12 protein-coding genes are annotated in these 16,175 nt (G+C 59.5%); 1 reads left to right on the top strand and 11 read right to left on the bottom strand.

All coding sequences use genetic code 11. The annotated features are described in order from the left end of the window. Positions 1-93: 93 nt before the first annotated feature. The 6 genes from melA (AC1DPR_RS22440) to melA (AC1DPR_RS22465) form a co-directional block, all read right to left on the bottom strand. Positions 94-1,464, bottom strand: coding sequence for an alpha-glucosidase/alpha-galactosidase (melA, locus tag AC1DPR_RS22440; protein ID WP_018858445.1), 1,371 nt, complete (start codon positions 1,462-1,464; stop codon positions 94-96). Positions 1,465-1,485: 21 nt separating this feature from the next. Next, positions 1,486-3,153, bottom strand: a complete 1,668-nt coding sequence (locus tag AC1DPR_RS22445; protein ID WP_477817213.1) for an ABC transporter ATP-binding protein — start codon at positions 3,151-3,153, stop codon at positions 1,486-1,488. A gap of 10 nt (positions 3,154-3,163) precedes the next feature. Further along, positions 3,164-4,297, bottom strand: coding sequence for an ABC transporter permease (locus tag AC1DPR_RS22450; RefSeq protein WP_477817214.1), 1,134 nt, complete (start codon positions 4,295-4,297; stop codon positions 3,164-3,166). A gap of 1 nt (position 4,298) precedes the next feature. After that, positions 4,299-5,306, bottom strand: a complete 1,008-nt coding sequence (locus AC1DPR_RS22455) for an ABC transporter permease (RefSeq protein WP_018858448.1) — start codon at positions 5,304-5,306, stop codon at positions 4,299-4,301. Positions 5,307-5,418: 112 nt separating this feature from the next. Further along, on the bottom strand, positions 5,419-7,506 hold the full coding sequence (locus AC1DPR_RS22460; RefSeq protein WP_477817215.1) for an ABC transporter substrate-binding protein: 2,088 nt from the start codon (positions 7,504-7,506) through the stop codon (positions 5,419-5,421). Between the two features lie 122 nt (positions 7,507-7,628). Next, a complete protein-coding gene (gene melA, locus AC1DPR_RS22465) occupies positions 7,629-9,095 on the bottom strand; it encodes an alpha-galactosidase (RefSeq protein ID WP_477817216.1) in 1,467 nt (488 codons plus the stop codon). A gap of 203 nt (positions 9,096-9,298) precedes the next feature. On the opposite strand from melA (AC1DPR_RS22465), the gene AC1DPR_RS22470 reads away from it, so the two are divergent. Then, a complete protein-coding gene (locus AC1DPR_RS22470) occupies positions 9,299-10,189 on the top strand; it encodes an AraC family transcriptional regulator (RefSeq protein WP_025661259.1) in 891 nt (296 codons plus the stop codon). A 25-nt stretch (positions 10,190-10,214) separates the two neighbouring features. Here AC1DPR_RS22470 and AC1DPR_RS22475 read toward each other — a convergent pair whose 3' ends face one another. The 5 genes from AC1DPR_RS22475 to AC1DPR_RS22495 all read right to left on the bottom strand — a co-directional run. Then, entirely contained in the window at positions 10,215-10,928 is a 714-nt protein-coding gene (locus AC1DPR_RS22475) for a DUF899 family protein (RefSeq protein WP_477817217.1), read from the bottom strand. A gap of 381 nt (positions 10,929-11,309) precedes the next feature. Then, positions 11,310-12,056 carry a histidine phosphatase family protein gene (locus AC1DPR_RS22480; RefSeq protein WP_477817218.1) on the bottom strand — a complete coding sequence of 249 codons (747 nt, stop codon included), beginning with the start codon at positions 12,054-12,056 and terminating at the stop codon, positions 11,310-11,312. A gap of 232 nt (positions 12,057-12,288) precedes the next feature. Next, positions 12,289-13,353 carry a class I SAM-dependent methyltransferase gene (locus AC1DPR_RS22485; RefSeq protein WP_477817219.1) on the bottom strand — a complete coding sequence of 355 codons (1,065 nt, stop codon included), beginning with the start codon at positions 13,351-13,353 and terminating at the stop codon, positions 12,289-12,291. Positions 13,354-13,601: 248 nt separating this feature from the next. Further along, complete coding sequence (locus tag AC1DPR_RS22490) at positions 13,602-15,422, bottom strand: ABC transporter transmembrane domain-containing protein (RefSeq protein WP_477817222.1); 1,821 nt, start codon at positions 15,420-15,422, stop codon at positions 13,602-13,604. Between the two features lie 388 nt (positions 15,423-15,810). Beyond that, positions 15,811-16,175 (bottom strand): aminotransferase class I/II-fold pyridoxal phosphate-dependent enzyme (locus AC1DPR_RS22495; RefSeq protein WP_477817220.1); only part of this gene is annotated, 365 nt, incomplete at its 5' end.

A 16,175-nucleotide genomic window follows, 5' to 3' on the forward strand; every position in this document is an offset into this window, starting at 1 on the left:
AATCAATCGGGCTGCCGACTTTATGTGCCCGATAGCAAAAGTCCCGCGGCGATGCCGCGGGACCTCTTGGGGCCGTGACCGGGAGAGAGATGGTCAGGCGGCCTGAACCTTGCGGCCGGTGCGCGCCCATGCAGGCAACCAGTCACCGTGGGCGGCCAGCAGTTCGTCCACCATCGACCAGATCTGGTCGAGGTCGAGTTCGGCCGCTGTATGAGGATCCATCATGGCGGCGTGGTAGATATGCTCGCGATTTTCCGTCATCAGCGCCTGGACCGTCAGCTCCTGGACATTGATGTTGGTGCGCATGAGTGCTGTGAGCTGCGGCGGCAGGTTGCCGATGAACGTCGGCTGGATGCCGGATGCATCAACGAGGCACGGCACTTCGGCGGCGCAATTGGACGGCAGCGAGGTGATGCAGCCATTGTTGCGGACGTTGCCGTAGATGACGGACGGCTCACCCGTCCATACCGAATTGATGATCGAGGACGCGTATTCCTTCGACTGCTTGACCTCGATCTTGTCGGCCGAACGGTAGGCCTCGGCCTGCCCCTTCCAGCGCTCGATCTGTTCGATGCAGCGCTTCGGATATTCGTCGAGCGGAATGCCGAACTTCTCGATCAGATCCTCGCGGCCCTCCTTGATGAAGTAAGGCGTATACTCGGCAAAATGCTCCGAGCTTTCAGTGACAAAGTAGCCGAGACGGGTCAGCATCTCGTAACGGACCTTGTTCGGGCAACGCGGGTTCCAGCCGGGCTTCGGCGCACGGCCTTCGCGATAGGCGCGCACGAGATCCGGATAGAGATCCTTGTAGGAGCCATCTGGCTGGCGATGCTCGAACTTCAGATAGAAGGCCATGTGATTGATGCCGGCCGAACGGTAACGGATATCCTCGTAGGGAATGTCGAGGTCGTGGGCCAGTTCCATTGCCGTGCCCTGCACGGAGTGGCAGAGACCGACCTGCCTGATCGTGGGATATTTTTCCGCGATCGCCCAGGTATTGATCGCCATCGGGTTGACATATTGCAGCATGATCGCCTCGGGGCAGACAGCGAGCATGTCCTCGCAGATCTTCCAGAGATGCGGCACTGTTCGCAGGCCCCGCATGATGCCGCCAACGCCAAGCGTATCGGCAATCGTCTGTCGCAGGCCGTATTTCTTCGGGACTTCGAAGTCGGTCACGGTGCAGGGCTCGTAGCCGCCGATCTGGAAGGCGACGACGACGAAGTCGGCGCCAGCCAGGGCCTTGCGCTGGTCTGAATAGGTTTCCGCCTTGGCCTTGACGCCAAGCGTCGAGATCAGCTTGTTGACAACGATGGCGCTTTCTTCGAGGCGCTGCGGGTTGATGTCCATCAAGGCGATGGTCGCACCCGACAGCGCCGGGCGCTGCAGCACGTCGCCGACGATGTTCTTCATGAAGACGGTGGAGCCAGCTCCGATGAACGTGATCTTTGGATTTCTTGCCATTATAACCTCCGGCATGTGCAATCAGGCGACCTCGAAAGCGGCTTTGACGAGCCGTTCCGTGTAGGCGGTCTTGGGATTGGTGAGAACTTCGTTGACGGGCCCCTCCTCCATGATCTTGCCATGCTGCATGACGATCACACGGTGGCAGAGGGCGCGCACGACCTTGAGATCGTGCGAGATGAAGAGGTAGCTGAGGCCGCGCTCGTCCTGCAGCTTGCGAAGCAGTTCGATGATCTGGGCCTGGACCGAAAGGTCGAGCGCCGAGGTCGGTTCATCGAGCAGGATGAACTCCGGCTCGAGCGCGATGGCGCGAGCGATCGCGATGCGCTGGCGTTGACCGCCGGAAAATTCATGCGGGAAACGCGACAGGATATTGCCCGGCATGCCTGCCGCAATCAGCGCCTCGCGAACACGATCGAGCCGCTCTGCCCTGGTCGCGCCCAGTTGGTTGACGACCAACCCTTCCTCGATGATCTGGCCGATCGTCATGCGCGGGTTGAGCGAGGAGAACGGATCCTGAAAGACGACCTGCATGCGTGAGCGAAGCGGCCGCATCTCGGCCCGGGATTTGCCATGGAGCGGCAGCTTGTCGAAGAAGATCTCTCCGCCATCAGGGTCGTTCAGTCGAAGCAGCGCCTGTCCGAAGGTCGTCTTGCCGGAGCCGGACTCGCCGACAAGACCCAGCGTTTCGTGACGTCGTAGCGTCAGGTTCAGGCTGTCGACGGCGACCAGTTCCTTCAATTGCGGTTTGAAGAAACTGCCATGGCGCATCATGAACGAGACCCTCACGTCGCGCGCCTCGAGGATAATGTCAGATCCTTCGGGCAACGGATTGGCCTGCCCACGCGGCTCGGAGCCAAGAAGATGCCTGGTGTAGGCGTGCTGCGGATTGGCAAAGAGGCGCTCCGTCGTGTTGTGCTCGCGCATTTCACCATGCTGCATGACGTAGACATAGTCGGAGAACTTCTGCACCACCGTGAGGTCGTGAGTGATGAGGATCACCGCCATTCGCAGTTCCGTCTGGAGGCTGCGAATGAGATTGAGGATCTGGGCCTGCACGGTGACGTCAAGCGCCGTCGTCGGTTCGTCTGCAATCAGCACATCAGGATCGTTGGCAAGAGCCATGGCGATCATCACACGCTGGCGCTGCCCGCCCGACAGCTGGTGCGGATACTGCCTCAGCCGCGCTTCCGGATCGGGAATCTGTACATGGTTCAACAGCTCCAGGGCCCGTGCCTCGGCTTGTTTGCGGCTGATCTTGCGGTGGACACGGATCGCTTCAATGATCTGGCTGCCAATCGTATAGATCGGATTCAGTGAACTCATCGGCTCCTGGAAGATCATCGAGATCCGGTCGCCGCGCAGTTTGCGACGCTGACGCTCAGAAAATGTCAGGATGTTGTTGCCGTCATAGTGGACGCTCGACTTGTCCGAGACGGTTGCACGCTTGGACAAAAGCCCCATGACCGTGCGGGCAGTCACGGACTTGCCGGAACCCGATTCGCCGACAATGGCGATCGTTTCGCCGCGGTAAAGCTGAAAGGATATATCCTTCACCGCGTCGACGATGCCGTGCTCGACCTTGAACTTGACGCCGATATTGCGGGCGTCGATGACGGGTTTTTCCTGATGCGCCTCGTGGTCGTGGCGCACCGGCGGAGCGAAGGAATTGACGAGTGAGAGAGCCATCTTCATCACCTCAATAAGGATCGACCGCGTCGCGCAGACCGTCGCCCAGTGCATTGAAGGCGAAGACGGTGACCAGCACGAAGCCGACAGGCGCCAGGATCCAGGGGTAGGTCCCGATCACGGAGTAATTTGCGGTATCCTGCAGCATCAGGCCCCAGGAAATCAGCGGTGGCTTTACGGCGAAGCCGAGGAAGCCGAGGAACGATTCCAGCAACACGACGCTCGGGATATGCAGGGTGACCGCAACGATCACGTGGCTCATCACGTTCGGGAAAATGTGCTGGAAGATGATGCGCCGGTCAGTGGCGCCAACCGCCATGGCAGCGCGCACATAGTCTATACGGGCGAGTGCCAGCGTCTTCCCGCGAACTTCGCGCGACATTTGCGCCCAACCGAGTGCCGACATGACGACGATGACAAATGCCAGGAACACATTGGTTGGTGCGGTGACCGGGATCAGCGACGTCAGGGCCAGATAAAGCGGCAACTGCGGGAAGGCCAGGACGATTTCCACGAAACGCTGCACCCATGCATCGAAGGTTCCGCCGAAATAGCCCGAGACCATGCCAACGGTTGTTCCGACAATGGTGACAATGAAGACCACGGTCAGCGCGATCATCAGCGAGATGCGTGAGCCGATGATGGCACGCGAGAGGATGTCACGACCAAACTTGTCGGTTCCGAGGAAATGGACCGGTTGGCCATCGACCGAACCGAAGAAGTGCCGGTCGGCAGGAATGAGGCCAAGGAGACTGTATTCAGCGCCTCTCACGAAGAAGCCGAGATAGCGCGGGTTGTTGTAGTCCGGCCCGACGATTGGCTGGAACGTGACCGGATCGAGTTCCTCGGATTCGCCGAGCGCATAGACGCGAGGCGGAAAGGCGAAGTTGCCGTCTTTGTCGCGCAGGCTGACAAGCTGAGGCGGGGCGAAGCCAACATCGGTCGCCTTTGGATCCATCGGCGCGAAGAAATCCGCAAAGATTGCCATGAAGAGCAGCAGACCGACGAGGATTAGGCCCATCATGCCTGTCCAGGAACGCCGCAGCCGGCGCCAGACGAGCGAAAGATAGCTTTCATTGCCGTTATGCGGGTGCTTGGTGATTTCCTCGTGCGGTGGCGGAGGAGCTGAATCGAAGGCGAGCATGTCAGGCTCCTCCGTACTGGCGGACGCGCGGGTCCAGCATGGCAAGCAGCATGTCCGCAATGATGTTGCCGACGATCAGCGTGGCGGAAAGCACCATCATGAAGGTGGCCGTGACGTAGACGTCGCCGATTGCCATGGAGCCGACGATCGCCGGTCCGACGGTTGGCAGCGAGAAGATGATCGCGGTCTCGATCTCGCCGGTCAGCATGTAGGGAAGCACGACGCCCTGATACATAACGAGCGGATGCAGCGCGTTCGGAACTGCGTGGCGCATGACAACAGCACTGCCGGAGAGGCCCTTGGCGCGAGCCGTTTCAACATATTGCGCGTTCAGCGTATCGAGCAGATTGCCGCGCATGACACGCATGTTGTAGGCGAGCCCGCCGAAGGTGGCGATGGCGACGACCGGCCAGACATGGCTGACGAGATCGACGAACTTTGCCCAGGACCATGGAGCCCCGCCAAATTGCGGCGAGAAGAAGCTGCCGATTTCCGAGACGTTGAACTGGAAGACCAGGAGGTAGACGATGATCAGCGCCATCAGGAAGCGCGGCACCGTCATGCCAAGGAAGGAGATGCCGGAAAGAAGGCTGTCGATCCAGCTATACTGACGGGTTGCGGCCCAGATGCCGAAGCCAATGCCGAGCACGGATGCGAAGATATGGCAGACGAGGGCCAGCGCCAGCGTGCGCGGCAGGCGTTCGGCCACGACATCGGCAACAGGCTTGTTGTAGAACATGCTGTAGCCGAAATCGCCGCGGGTAATGATGCCCTTGATCCAGTTGACGTACTGGATGACCATCGGTTGGTCGAGGCCGTGGGCGATCCGGTATGCCTGGGCCTGTTCATCTGCCTGCGCGAATGAGGCACCACTCTGATTGATCAGCTGCGAACGGATGTAGTCGGCATAGTCACCGGGCGGAGCCTGGATGATCGCGAAAGTCACGATGCTCAAAATGATGAGGACGGGAATCGCAGAGGCTATGCGCACGAGCAGGAATCGTAACATCGGACGGTTCGCTTCTCCTTGCCGCCGGTCGCGCCTGTCGGTGCGGCTGGCTTGTTGATATTGCCCGGCCGCGCTTCACGCGCGACCGGAGTCCTCGTTGGGAGGGGAGTTCTTAGTTGTTCGGACCTTTGTCGCCAGGCTTGCCAGGCAGCTGTTCGGGGAACAGCTCGTATTTGCCCTGCTTGTCGGCGGCCACCCACAGACGCTCGCGGATGACGGAATCCTCGGCCCAGTTGAACATGAAGATCGGAGTACCCGCAGGAACGTTCGAGAAGCGCTTGTTGACGATCAGGGCACCCGGATATTCCGTGAGGCCAACCGTATCGACATTCTCGGTCGCAACCTTCTGGTACTGCTTCATCAGCTCGACCTTCTCGTTGTTGTCCTGACTGCTCTGGAACTTCGTGATGATATCAACCATCTTCTGTTCGTAGGGCATCACGTCAACCTTGCCGTCCTTGCCGGCACGATGTTGCCAGCTCGTACGCGGACCGACAGGCGCCAGCTGCTCGGTGTTCTGGACGACCGAGGCAAGCTCGGGCGAGCTGCGCTGGATCAACCAGTCGAAACGGCCGGCGTAGTGGGCGTCGTCACGCTTCGGGCCATCCAACGCATTGAGAATGACCTTCAGGCCGAGCTTTTCCATCTGGCCGATGACACCCTCGGCAAGGCTCTTGTCCGTGGCGTAGCCATTGTTGACCAGAAGCACGATTTCGATGTTCTTGCCGCCTTCCGTTCCCGCCGGGAAGTTCAGGAAGCCATCGCCATCGGTGTCTTTCAGGCCGACCTTGGCGAGCAGTTCCTTCGCACCTTTGAGGTCGAACGGATAATAGACCACGGATTTGCGATCATAGAAGCTCGTGCCCGATGAGAGGCCGCCGGGATAGATCGCCGTGAATGGACCCTTGACCAGCGAGTCGCCGATTGCCTTGCGGTCGAGACCCATGGTGACTGCCTTGCGGAAGTCTTCGTTCCGGTTCAGTTCACGGATTGCCTGGCCACGGGCATCAGGGTCGCCCCATCCGTTTGCGGAGAGGTTCATGCGCATGTTGTAGCCGATCAGGCGGGGGCCGAAGGCCAAACGTGCCGGTGCCGTCTTTTCGGCTGCGCGCTTCAGCGAAGCCACGAAATTTTCGGGCTGCTCAAGATTGGAGAAGTCGCCGGAACCGGCAACGGCCTGCACGTCACGATCAGCCCAGGTGGACAGCTTGTAGTGCAACTCGTTGAGATAGGGCAGCTGGTTGCCCTTTTCGTCGACCTTCCAGTAGTAGGGGTTGCGGCGCATGACGATAATGTCGTCGGGACGGTATTCGACCGGCACCCAGGCACCCATGACCGGCATGTTCATGAATTCCGGCGGGAAGGCATTCTTAAACTGGTCGTAAGTGTTCTTCGAATACTTCGGATGCTGCGGCTTCAGGATATGCGACGGGCCCGGGCAGAAGCTCGGATAGGCCATGGTGTAGAGATACTGCTTCGGGAAAGCATCCTTGAAGGTCCATTCGACGGTGTAATCGTCGATCTTCTTGAGCGTCGTTCCCTCGCCGAAGGCCTCAGGCGATGCGCCGCCTCCAAGCGGCGAGACGTTCGGATCGATGACTTCGTCGTCCCAGTAGAACATGATGTCGTCGGCGTTGAACGGCGCGCCATCCGACCACTTGGCACCTTCAACCAGATGCATGGTCAGCTTGTGGCCATCCGGCGACCAGTCCCAGCTCTTGGCAAGGTTGGGAAGCGGCTCGGTGTCCTTTGCTTCGACCTGGAAGAGCGGCGCGGTGCGCGTCAGGCACTCCGACAGGCCGATATCGATGCCGCCCCAACCCTGTGTCTGGCCGGCGCCATAGTTCCAGCCTTCCGGCCGGCCGCCGATGACATGGCGCATCGTGTCGCCATAAACGCCGATGCCATCGACCATGTTGTCGGTCTTGAAGACGAGAGGTTCCTTGGGCAGTCGATCCTTGACGGGCGGCAGCTTGCCGCTGTCGACGAAGTTCTTCGTGACCCAGTCCGGCTCGTGATACGCCGGAAGTGCCTTGAATTCCTCGATGGAGTCTCTCGATACGTATTTGATCTTGCCTTCCGCCGGAAACTGCGGCGGAACAGGCGGTGTCGTCGGCTCGGAAGCATAGGCGTTCAATGCCGAGACCGAGACGCTCAGCGCCAGTCCGGCAAGAATGCCAAGGTTGCGGATATTACTCATCGTCTCTCCCTTTGTTTTTCGGGGTGCTTGTGGCAACCCCGCTTCTCCTCAAACGATCCGGCGACGGGCCTTCGGCGATGAGTTCCCTCCCGGAGCCCCATCGCCACCCGTGTCCGAAAGCTTCAGACGGCCTGCTTGAGTGCAGCCTTTTCGGCCCGCAGCTCGTCGATGGAACGGACGTTGCGACGGGCGGCACCTGCCCAGTCGCGGGTCTTGACAGTCGATTTCGCCAGACGTTCCTTGGCAGCCGGGATTGCATCCGCATATTGCGGCAACCAGCGCGCCTGGGCGACGACCATCTCGTCGACCATCTGCCAGACCTCCTCCGGCGTCGCGACGGCACCGACCAGCGGATCGTGCAGAACGGCGAGCTTCAAAAGGTCGATATCGCCGCTGATGGCCGCATGAACCGACATGCGTTGAACGTTGATCGACGCCATGCAGGTGGCCGCGCATGCTTCGGGGATCGTGATACCGGAAACCATGTTGATGCCGAAGCGGTCGACGAAGCCGGGGGACTCGATAATCGCATCGGCTGGCAGGTTGGTGATGATCCCATTGTTCTTGAGGTTGAAGTGGCCGCGGTAGACACGTCCGGTTTCGAGGGCTTCAAGAATATGGCTCGCATGCTCGTTTGAACGCTTGGCCCGATCGATCGGTTTTGATGCCGACTCCAGGAATTGCGGGAATTCGGTTTCGAACCAGTTGCGGGTCTCGGTGGAGTGACGAAGATAACCGCCGGTTTCGCCGTGGATCCAGTCGGACATGTCGATCCACTTGGTGATCTCGTCGGGGCGCTTGCGGTACCAGGGAAGATACTCGGACAGATGGCCGTTGCTTTCGGTGGAGTAGACCCCGAACCGCTTCAGCACGTCGATGCGCAGCTTTTCCTGCTGCGAGAAGACGGGATGGGCTTCGAAGGCGGCAACCAACTCGTCCTTGCCGATCTTGCGGCCGTTGAGTTTGAGATCGACAAACCAGGTCTGGTGGTTGATGCCAGAGCAGATGTAGTCGAGTTCGGAAGGCGATTTCGCGCCGAGCACCTCAGCGATCTGTTCGGCGCCATGCTGGACCCCATGGCAGAGACCGACCGTATCGACCTTGCCGTATTCAATGGCGGCCCAGGTATTCATTGCCATCGGGTTTGCGTAGTTCAGGAACTTCGCGCCCGGCTCTGCGACTTCACGGATGTCTTTGCAGAAATCCAGAATGACAGGAATATTGCGCTGGCCGTAGAGAATGCCGCCGGCGCAGATCGTATCGCCGACGCACTGGTCGATGCCGTACTTCAGCGGAATGCGGATGTCATCTGCGTAGGCTTCCAACCCGCCGACGCGCACGCAGCTGATGATATAGCGCGCACCCGTCAGTGCCTCGCGGCGGTTCGTGGTCGCCGTAACCCTGGTTGGCAGCTTATTGGACGAAACGATCGTGTCGAGGATCTGCTTGATCATCTGCAGATTATGTTCGCTCATGTCGGTAAGCGCGAACTCGACGTCCTGGAATTCCGGCACACAGAGGATGTCGGTGAACAGTTTTTTTGTGAAGCCGACGCTGCCTGCGCCGATGATAGCGATTTTGAAACTCATGATCCTTGCCTCAATGCGATCAAATTTGCCGGCGCTGAACGATGAGAAGAAGAAATGGACCGGGACTTGCGCCCGACACCAAAAAAGGCCAGAAATCCGGCTTATTCTCCTCCCTGCCGCTCCTCGGTGCAGGCGGTGTTCTCTCTCTTGGGGGCGGATTATGCGCATATTCGGCGGGGCCGCCAGAGAAGGATTATGCTTTCATGGGTAATTTTGTGCTGCAAAAATTGATTGACAACGGGCCGGTCATGAGGACCGTGTCGCTGCCGCGTGGCCGCCAGAGCCTGCACACAATGCCGACCAGCACAGGCTACGAGATCCGAGAAAATGCGACCTACGACTGGGATGGCAGAAAGCGCGGCCAAACACCGTTCACCGTCCTGCAACATACGATCAAAGGCGCGGGCAACCTGCGTTACGAGAATCGCCAGCTTCGCGTGAAAGAAGGCGAGACACTGCTCGTGCTCGTCCCGCACAATCACCGCTATTGGCTTGAAGATGGGGACCGCTGGGAATTTTTCTGGATTTCGATGAATGGCGAGGAGGCGCTGCGCATCCACCGCTCGATCCTCGCGGTGACCGGACCGATCCTGAAACTGCAACCGCAAACGATCGAGCATTTGGCAGATTGCAGTCTCCGGCTGATCAATGGCGCGGAGACGCCGGGCCTGGCTTCGGCAATCGCCTATGAGGCGGCCATGGCGCTGTACGACGATGTCTTCGGTTCGCATCCTGTTTTCAGTGAAGAATACCGGACGATGCAGCATGTCATCGACTACATCATGGCGAATTTGGAACGTCCTCTGCCGGTCGAGGATCTTGCGCGGGTCGCAGGCCTCAGCCGGGCACATTTCTCGCGAATGTTCGCAGCCAACGAGGGCCTGCCGCCGGCCGAGTTCGTCCTGCAGAAACGACTGAAGCGGGCCGTCAAACTGTTGACCAAGACCGCGAACATGCCCGTCAAGGAGGTCGCAATCCGCTCAGGCTTCGAGGACGCGAACTATTTTTCCAAGGTCTTTCGGCGCATCTATGGCACGAACCCGACCGAGTTTCGTACCACGGGCATGTATGCGAGCGTCGGCAGGCAAGGCTGACGCCCGCCTTACAGGCGGCCCTGCCCTACGGCCCACTGCTATAGGCAAGGCTCGGATACCAGCTCGGCGGCCGCCCATCCGGCGTTGTGTCGAGCACGGTCCACAGAGGCATGAAATCCGGCGCGCCGCGCGGATCCTGGCCGGGATCGGCGGTTGCGGGGCCCATTTCCGGGTTCCAGAAGTGATGGATGACGCCATCCTTGATCGTGAAGACGTTATAGGCAGCGTCATCGCCGCCATCAGGACCAATGGCGTGATAGTCGCGACTGAATTCGTCCGTCGTGTCGGAGTAGAGTGGCAAGTGATGCCAGCCGCGCTCCTTCTTGAACGCCAATAAACGTTCAATCGGCGAGCGTGCGACGACGGCAAAGGCGACCTGCTGGCAAATATCGGGGACTTCTCCGTCGAGCGCCGACAGCATGGACGTGCACATCGGGCATGGTCGTTCGCGTTGCGGCCCATACATGTAGCTGTAAATCACCAATGTGGATTTGCCCCCGAACAGGTCTCTCAAGGTAACCTCGCCATCGGCGCCCTGGAAGCGATAGTCCTTCCGGACCTGACCGCCTGGCGGCAGTGCGCGGCGCTGCTCGGCAACGCGTTCGATATGTCGGCGCAACTCGATTTCCTCGGCGAGCAATTCATCGCGGGCCCGCCGATACTCGGGGCTTTCGTTCGGAAAACTGAGGCCGTTTCTTCTGGCCAGCTCCCGCGCGGAAACAAGATTGTTCGCATCCATCACATCAACTCCTCCAGATATTGAAAGGACGACTGGGCGGATTTCGAAACCGCCGTCCAACAAGGAACGTTTGGGGACGGCCAGAATCGACAACACGTTCTGACTTTTTCATGGTCCCGCAAGGTTTCCTTTCCCAGGCGCTTGATTTTGCTAGCCTACTATCCGCTTTGCAAATGGACCATATTCGCTTGTCTCAGGCTGTGGCCCCCTTCCCCGCTCCGATTTGCGACCTATGTCCTCCTTGTCCTTCATCTCCTGGAAGGACGAGGGAGGCTTCGAGGCATCGTGGCAACCGGTGCTTCGAACCCTCCCTCCAATGGCGGCCCTTCATGCCCTGGCTCGAAGCAGTCGCACTTTTCTGGATATGCGATAGCGGCGGGTCTATAGCGTGGCTTTCGGCGTGAGCGTCAGTTCGGATCCATAGGCATCGCGCAGCTCTTCATCCCCGGCTTTGCGGTCTTCGGCCTTGTGCAACAGGGCTGATCTGAAGCCGCGCGCGTGTGTCCCGGCGATTAAAGTCACGTCGGAATTTCCCGGATTGTCGGAGCGCTCGAACCAATCGACGGCATGGTGGAGAAAGTTCATTTCGAACGCTCTGTTGGTGACACCATGGCCAACGACGATCAGGTCGTTGTTGTCATCGCGCACGTCATTCGTCACGGTTTGAAGGAATAGACGAAGCCGCTGGGCCACATCCGCCCTGCTCTCGCCATCCGGTGGCCTTGCGTAGAACTTCCCGCTGTTGCTCCGCAATCTCGCCCATTTCTCGAACTCATCAGGAAATTTCTGTCTTCGCTCCGCGTGGTCATAGATTTCGGTGAAGAGACCGAAATCCTGCTCGCGCAACAGGTAGTCCTCACGAACGCTCCTGACCAATCCGGGAGGCAGCGCCTCCAGCAAGGCGTCCTTGCTTTGCCGCGTCCGCATATAGGGAGAATACCAGACGTCAAGTTGTCGTATCTGTCCGCGCGGCAATTCGGCAAGATAGGCTGCGATCGCTCGCCCGGCCGCCAGTGCTTGCCGATACCCCCACTGCGTCAACGGAACATTATGGTCGCCGAACTGCCGGTAGGCTTGTTCATTGATATTGCCAAGCGATTCGCCGTGTCGAACGAGGAAGATATGCATTAGCCGCCGCTTTCGATATCCGATGCGCTTATCATGAAGTGAGAGCCGGCTTGCTGCAATGTAGAAGACGCAGCAAGCTTATGTGCGCCCACCATTCACCGGGCCGGCTGTCGGGGCGGGACGGAAAACAAGAGGGCTGCCCGGATGGAACATACCCGTATTGGCAGAAGGAGATTTGTCGGCATAAGGATCATTGAGAATGTCAAATTTCCGCCGCGCGCCAATTCTCTGGCTAGGCTCGTTTGGATAACACCACGGCGGCCATGTAGGGTTCGTGAGGCCGGGGACCTTCAACCAGTCTACGCTCAAACCGGTTGAACAGTTCAGCGACAAATGCGGCCGGATTGCGATATGGCTCGATCAAGCTCGCGATTGTCGGCTCGCACCAGGCCTGCATCATTGCCGTGTGACGCCTGGCGAACGCCAACACATCGCCGTTCCTTTCGAATTGCTCCCAACAAGGATCCGTGAGTCTGACGAGATCGAGATGCTCGAGTTTTAGATCGGCGAAATTTTCGACTTTCAAGAACGGTTTCCTGATCTCCTCCAAGGTCCGTATGCCGATCGGTATTGTGATGCGGGTCTGCTCTCGTTCCGAAAGCCAGCCATCCGTCCTCATGTCGCTCAATGCCGACCAGAGCTCGCCAAGGAGCCATTCCCAACCCGTGATGTCGGCTGTGCGGGCCGTAAAGCCCGCCACGAGTTTCCCGCCAGGGCGCATTTCCCGTGACCTTAGGACCAGGAAGCGCTCCCAATCTTTCGCCTGTTGTCGCTTTACCGCAGAAACCACTGCAGGCGTGGCACTCATTCCAGCGAGAATGTGATCAGGCGCTTCGATCATTCCGGTACTCATCCACTGCAATGACCACGTCGACCATCCGAGATCCACGCGTTGACGTGGGAACAATGGCTCGAAATACGACCTGCCGATCGCAGAGGGAAAAACATCAGAAGCTTCATTCATGTAGCTGTCAGGGCTTGAAGAAAGCGCTTCAAACAGAGCCGAAAAATCATTCGTGGGTAGGTCAGTGTGGACGACTTCGATTGGCACGGATGGGCCCGACCGGAGCCTCAACGCCTCAATCGCCACGCGCATGGGGGTCATAGAATTGCGGCCTTGTGAGGAACCATAATCGACGATGGTGAAGGGACCTTCGCCCGCGGCAATTGTCCGGCACGCCGTTTCCCACAATGAAAGGAGTGCTGAAATGCCAGTGGCCTGCATTGAGGAATGACGGTTGTAGAAGCCGTCTCCTTTCATTGCCGCCAGATGAGATCGCGGTGGATCGTTTGGCATGTCCGAGCCTCGCTTGGCTTAGCGGCAGCTTAACAAACCGACCCTAAATTGGCGAGCCAATCCCCAAACAGGGGCTGAAGACTTTGCGTACACAGAAACGCCTTCATCCCACGTCTTGCGCGTCACCACGACCTCAGCGCACCACTTCCCTGCGCCCGGTCGCAAGGTTTGGTTCGTCATCCCACCCTCGCCCGCAGGCGAACCGGCTCGCATAGCTGCATCGACCGGTGCGCGGTTTGGATGGCGCCTCACGCTGCGTCCAGCTCGGAGTCGGTGGCGGGCCCCTTGAACTGGAGTTCGGCCAGCCGTTTGTAGAGGCCGCCGTTGCGCATTAGGGAGGCGTGCGTTCCTTGCTCGACGATCCGGCCCGCGTCGACCACAAGGATCCTGTCGGCCTTGAGAACGGTCGCAAGTCTATGTGCGATCACGATGGTCGACCGATTGTCCATGAGCTGTTCCAAGCCCTCCTGCACGAGCTGCTCGTTCTCGGCGTCAAGCGACGCGGTTGCCTCATCGAGCAGGAGGACTGGGGCGTCCTTCAGTATAGCGCGGGCAATCGCCAACCGCTGCCGCTGTCCTCCAGAAAGGGTCAGACCCCTTTCGCCAACGACAGTGTCGTATCCATTCTCAAGAGCAGTGATGAAACCATGCGCCTGGGCTTTGATCGCGGCTGCGACGACCTCGTCCCGGGTTGCATCGGGTCTTCCGAACGCGATGTTTTCGAAGATGGTGGTCGCGAAAATCGTCACCTCTTGTGGCACGATCGAAATCTCCTTGCGGAGGTCTCGCGGGGCGATGGAGCGCACGTCTCGTCCATCGATGGAAAGGCGTCCGGCACTGCCGTCATAGAATCCGAGCAGAAGCGAAAAGACCGTGCTCTTTCCGGCACCCGATGGCCCGACGAGAGCGACCGTCTCTCCCGGAGAGACCGTCATGGAAAGTCCGGCGAGGGTTTCTTTCTGGGGGGCGTTTGGATAGGAGAAATGCAGATCTGATACCTCGATGCCACCGCGGACGGGGCTGCGAAGCGGCATGCTTGCCTCAGGCTCGCGATCATAGGTTTGCTCATTCAGCAGCTCGAAGAGCCGACCGGCGGCTCCTGCTGCCTGCGCCAGCTCACCCCAGACTTCCGATAGAGAGCCCAAGGAGCCGGCTGCAATCACCGAGTAGATCAGAAACTGACTGAGACTTCCTGGCGAGAGCGTGCCGGCGAGGACGCTCTGCGCCCCGAGCCAGAGGACGCCGACCACGCTGCCGAATATGAGTGCGATGGCAAAGCCTGTCAGGCAAGCGCGCGAACGTGCCGCCGCAATGGATTTGCCGTAGGACATTTCGACGTCGCAGACATACCGTTGACGGGCAGCATCTTCGGCGTTGAAAGACTGCACCGTCCGGTTTGCTGCAATGATTTCGCTGGCATAGGCAGAGGCGCTCGCAAGCGAGTCCTGGGCCGCTCGGGACTTTTTCCTGACTGAGCGGCCGAAGACAATCAGCGGTGCGAGGATCAAGGGGATCACCGCGAGGGCGATCGATGACAGGCCAGGACTTGTCACGAACATCATGCCGAGGGCGCCCGCGCACAGGATTGAGTTTCTCAACGCCACCGAAGCTGTCAGACTGACCGCCGTCTTGATCTGGGCAGTGTCACCGGTGAGACGCGAGGCAATTTCGCCGGAGTGGTTCGAATCGAAGAACTGGGCGGGAAGTGACAGGACGTGGCCAAAGACCTTCTTCCGGAGATCGGCTACCAGGCGTTCTCCCAGTGCCGTCACGAAATAGTATCGAAGAGCGCTGGCAATTGCCAACGCCACTGCCAGAGCCATTGCCATCAGGAAGTAGCGGTTTATGAATTCGCCATCGCCCTGCCCGAAGCCGTTGTCAATCATGCGCCGAACGGCCATCGGTAGCGCAAGCGAAATCAAGGCTGCGGCGGTGAGGGCAAGCGTCGCGCCGATTGTCAATCGTCGGTGGCTTCCAAGAAGAGGAACAAGCCTCCGCAGGTGCGCCACGGCCTGCCGCCTCGACGGCACCGGACCTTCCTTTTCATCTGCTTGATCATTCTGCGCGATGGCAGCTTGCCGGTCGTGTTGAGCTATCATCAAGGCCGTCTTCTCCTGAGGAATTCGATAACGTCTTGTCCACCGGAAGGACCAATGCGTCTTTGATCGCGATCAATTATTGGCGAGCCTTCTGGCCATGCCGGGGCTGCCGAACGGGTGTGGTTTCCTTGCCCGCCGGCGACTGACACCCTCTCCAGCTTGGCAGGAGGCGGTCGATACGGCCGGGAACAGTCGGCAATACTTTCTCCAAGCATCGTCGCCCTGGCAGAGCCTTGTCCGTTGCGGGTTGCGTTCTGGTGTTCGTGGCGTATGGCTCATTTCGAACGAGCGAACTCCTTGATCATCCACGGGCAATACGAGCACTATCGCTCGCAATCGCCCGCCCGAATAGCGCTGGCTAGGCAACCTGCCGCGCCAGTGCGCAGCGCGCCCAGAGCGAATGCAGCGCTTCGACGAGGTTTTTGATGTCGGCGTCGCTGTGCAGCGGCGTCGGAGTGATGCGCAGCCGCTCGGTCTTCTTCGGCACTGTCGGGTAGTTGATCGGCTGCACGTAGACACCGCAATTGTCGAGCAGCAGGTCGGAGATCCACTTGCACTTGGCCGCATCGCCGACCATGACCGGCACGATGTGGCTCGGGTTCGGCATGTGCGGAATGCCGCGCTGATCGAGCAGCGCCCTCAGCTTGCGGACCCGATCCTGGTGGCGCGCGCGCTCGAAGGGGCTGACCTTCAGATGCTGGATCGAAGCAACCGCACCGGCAG

This window comes from Rhizobium sp. 01T417, assembly GCF_056398905.1.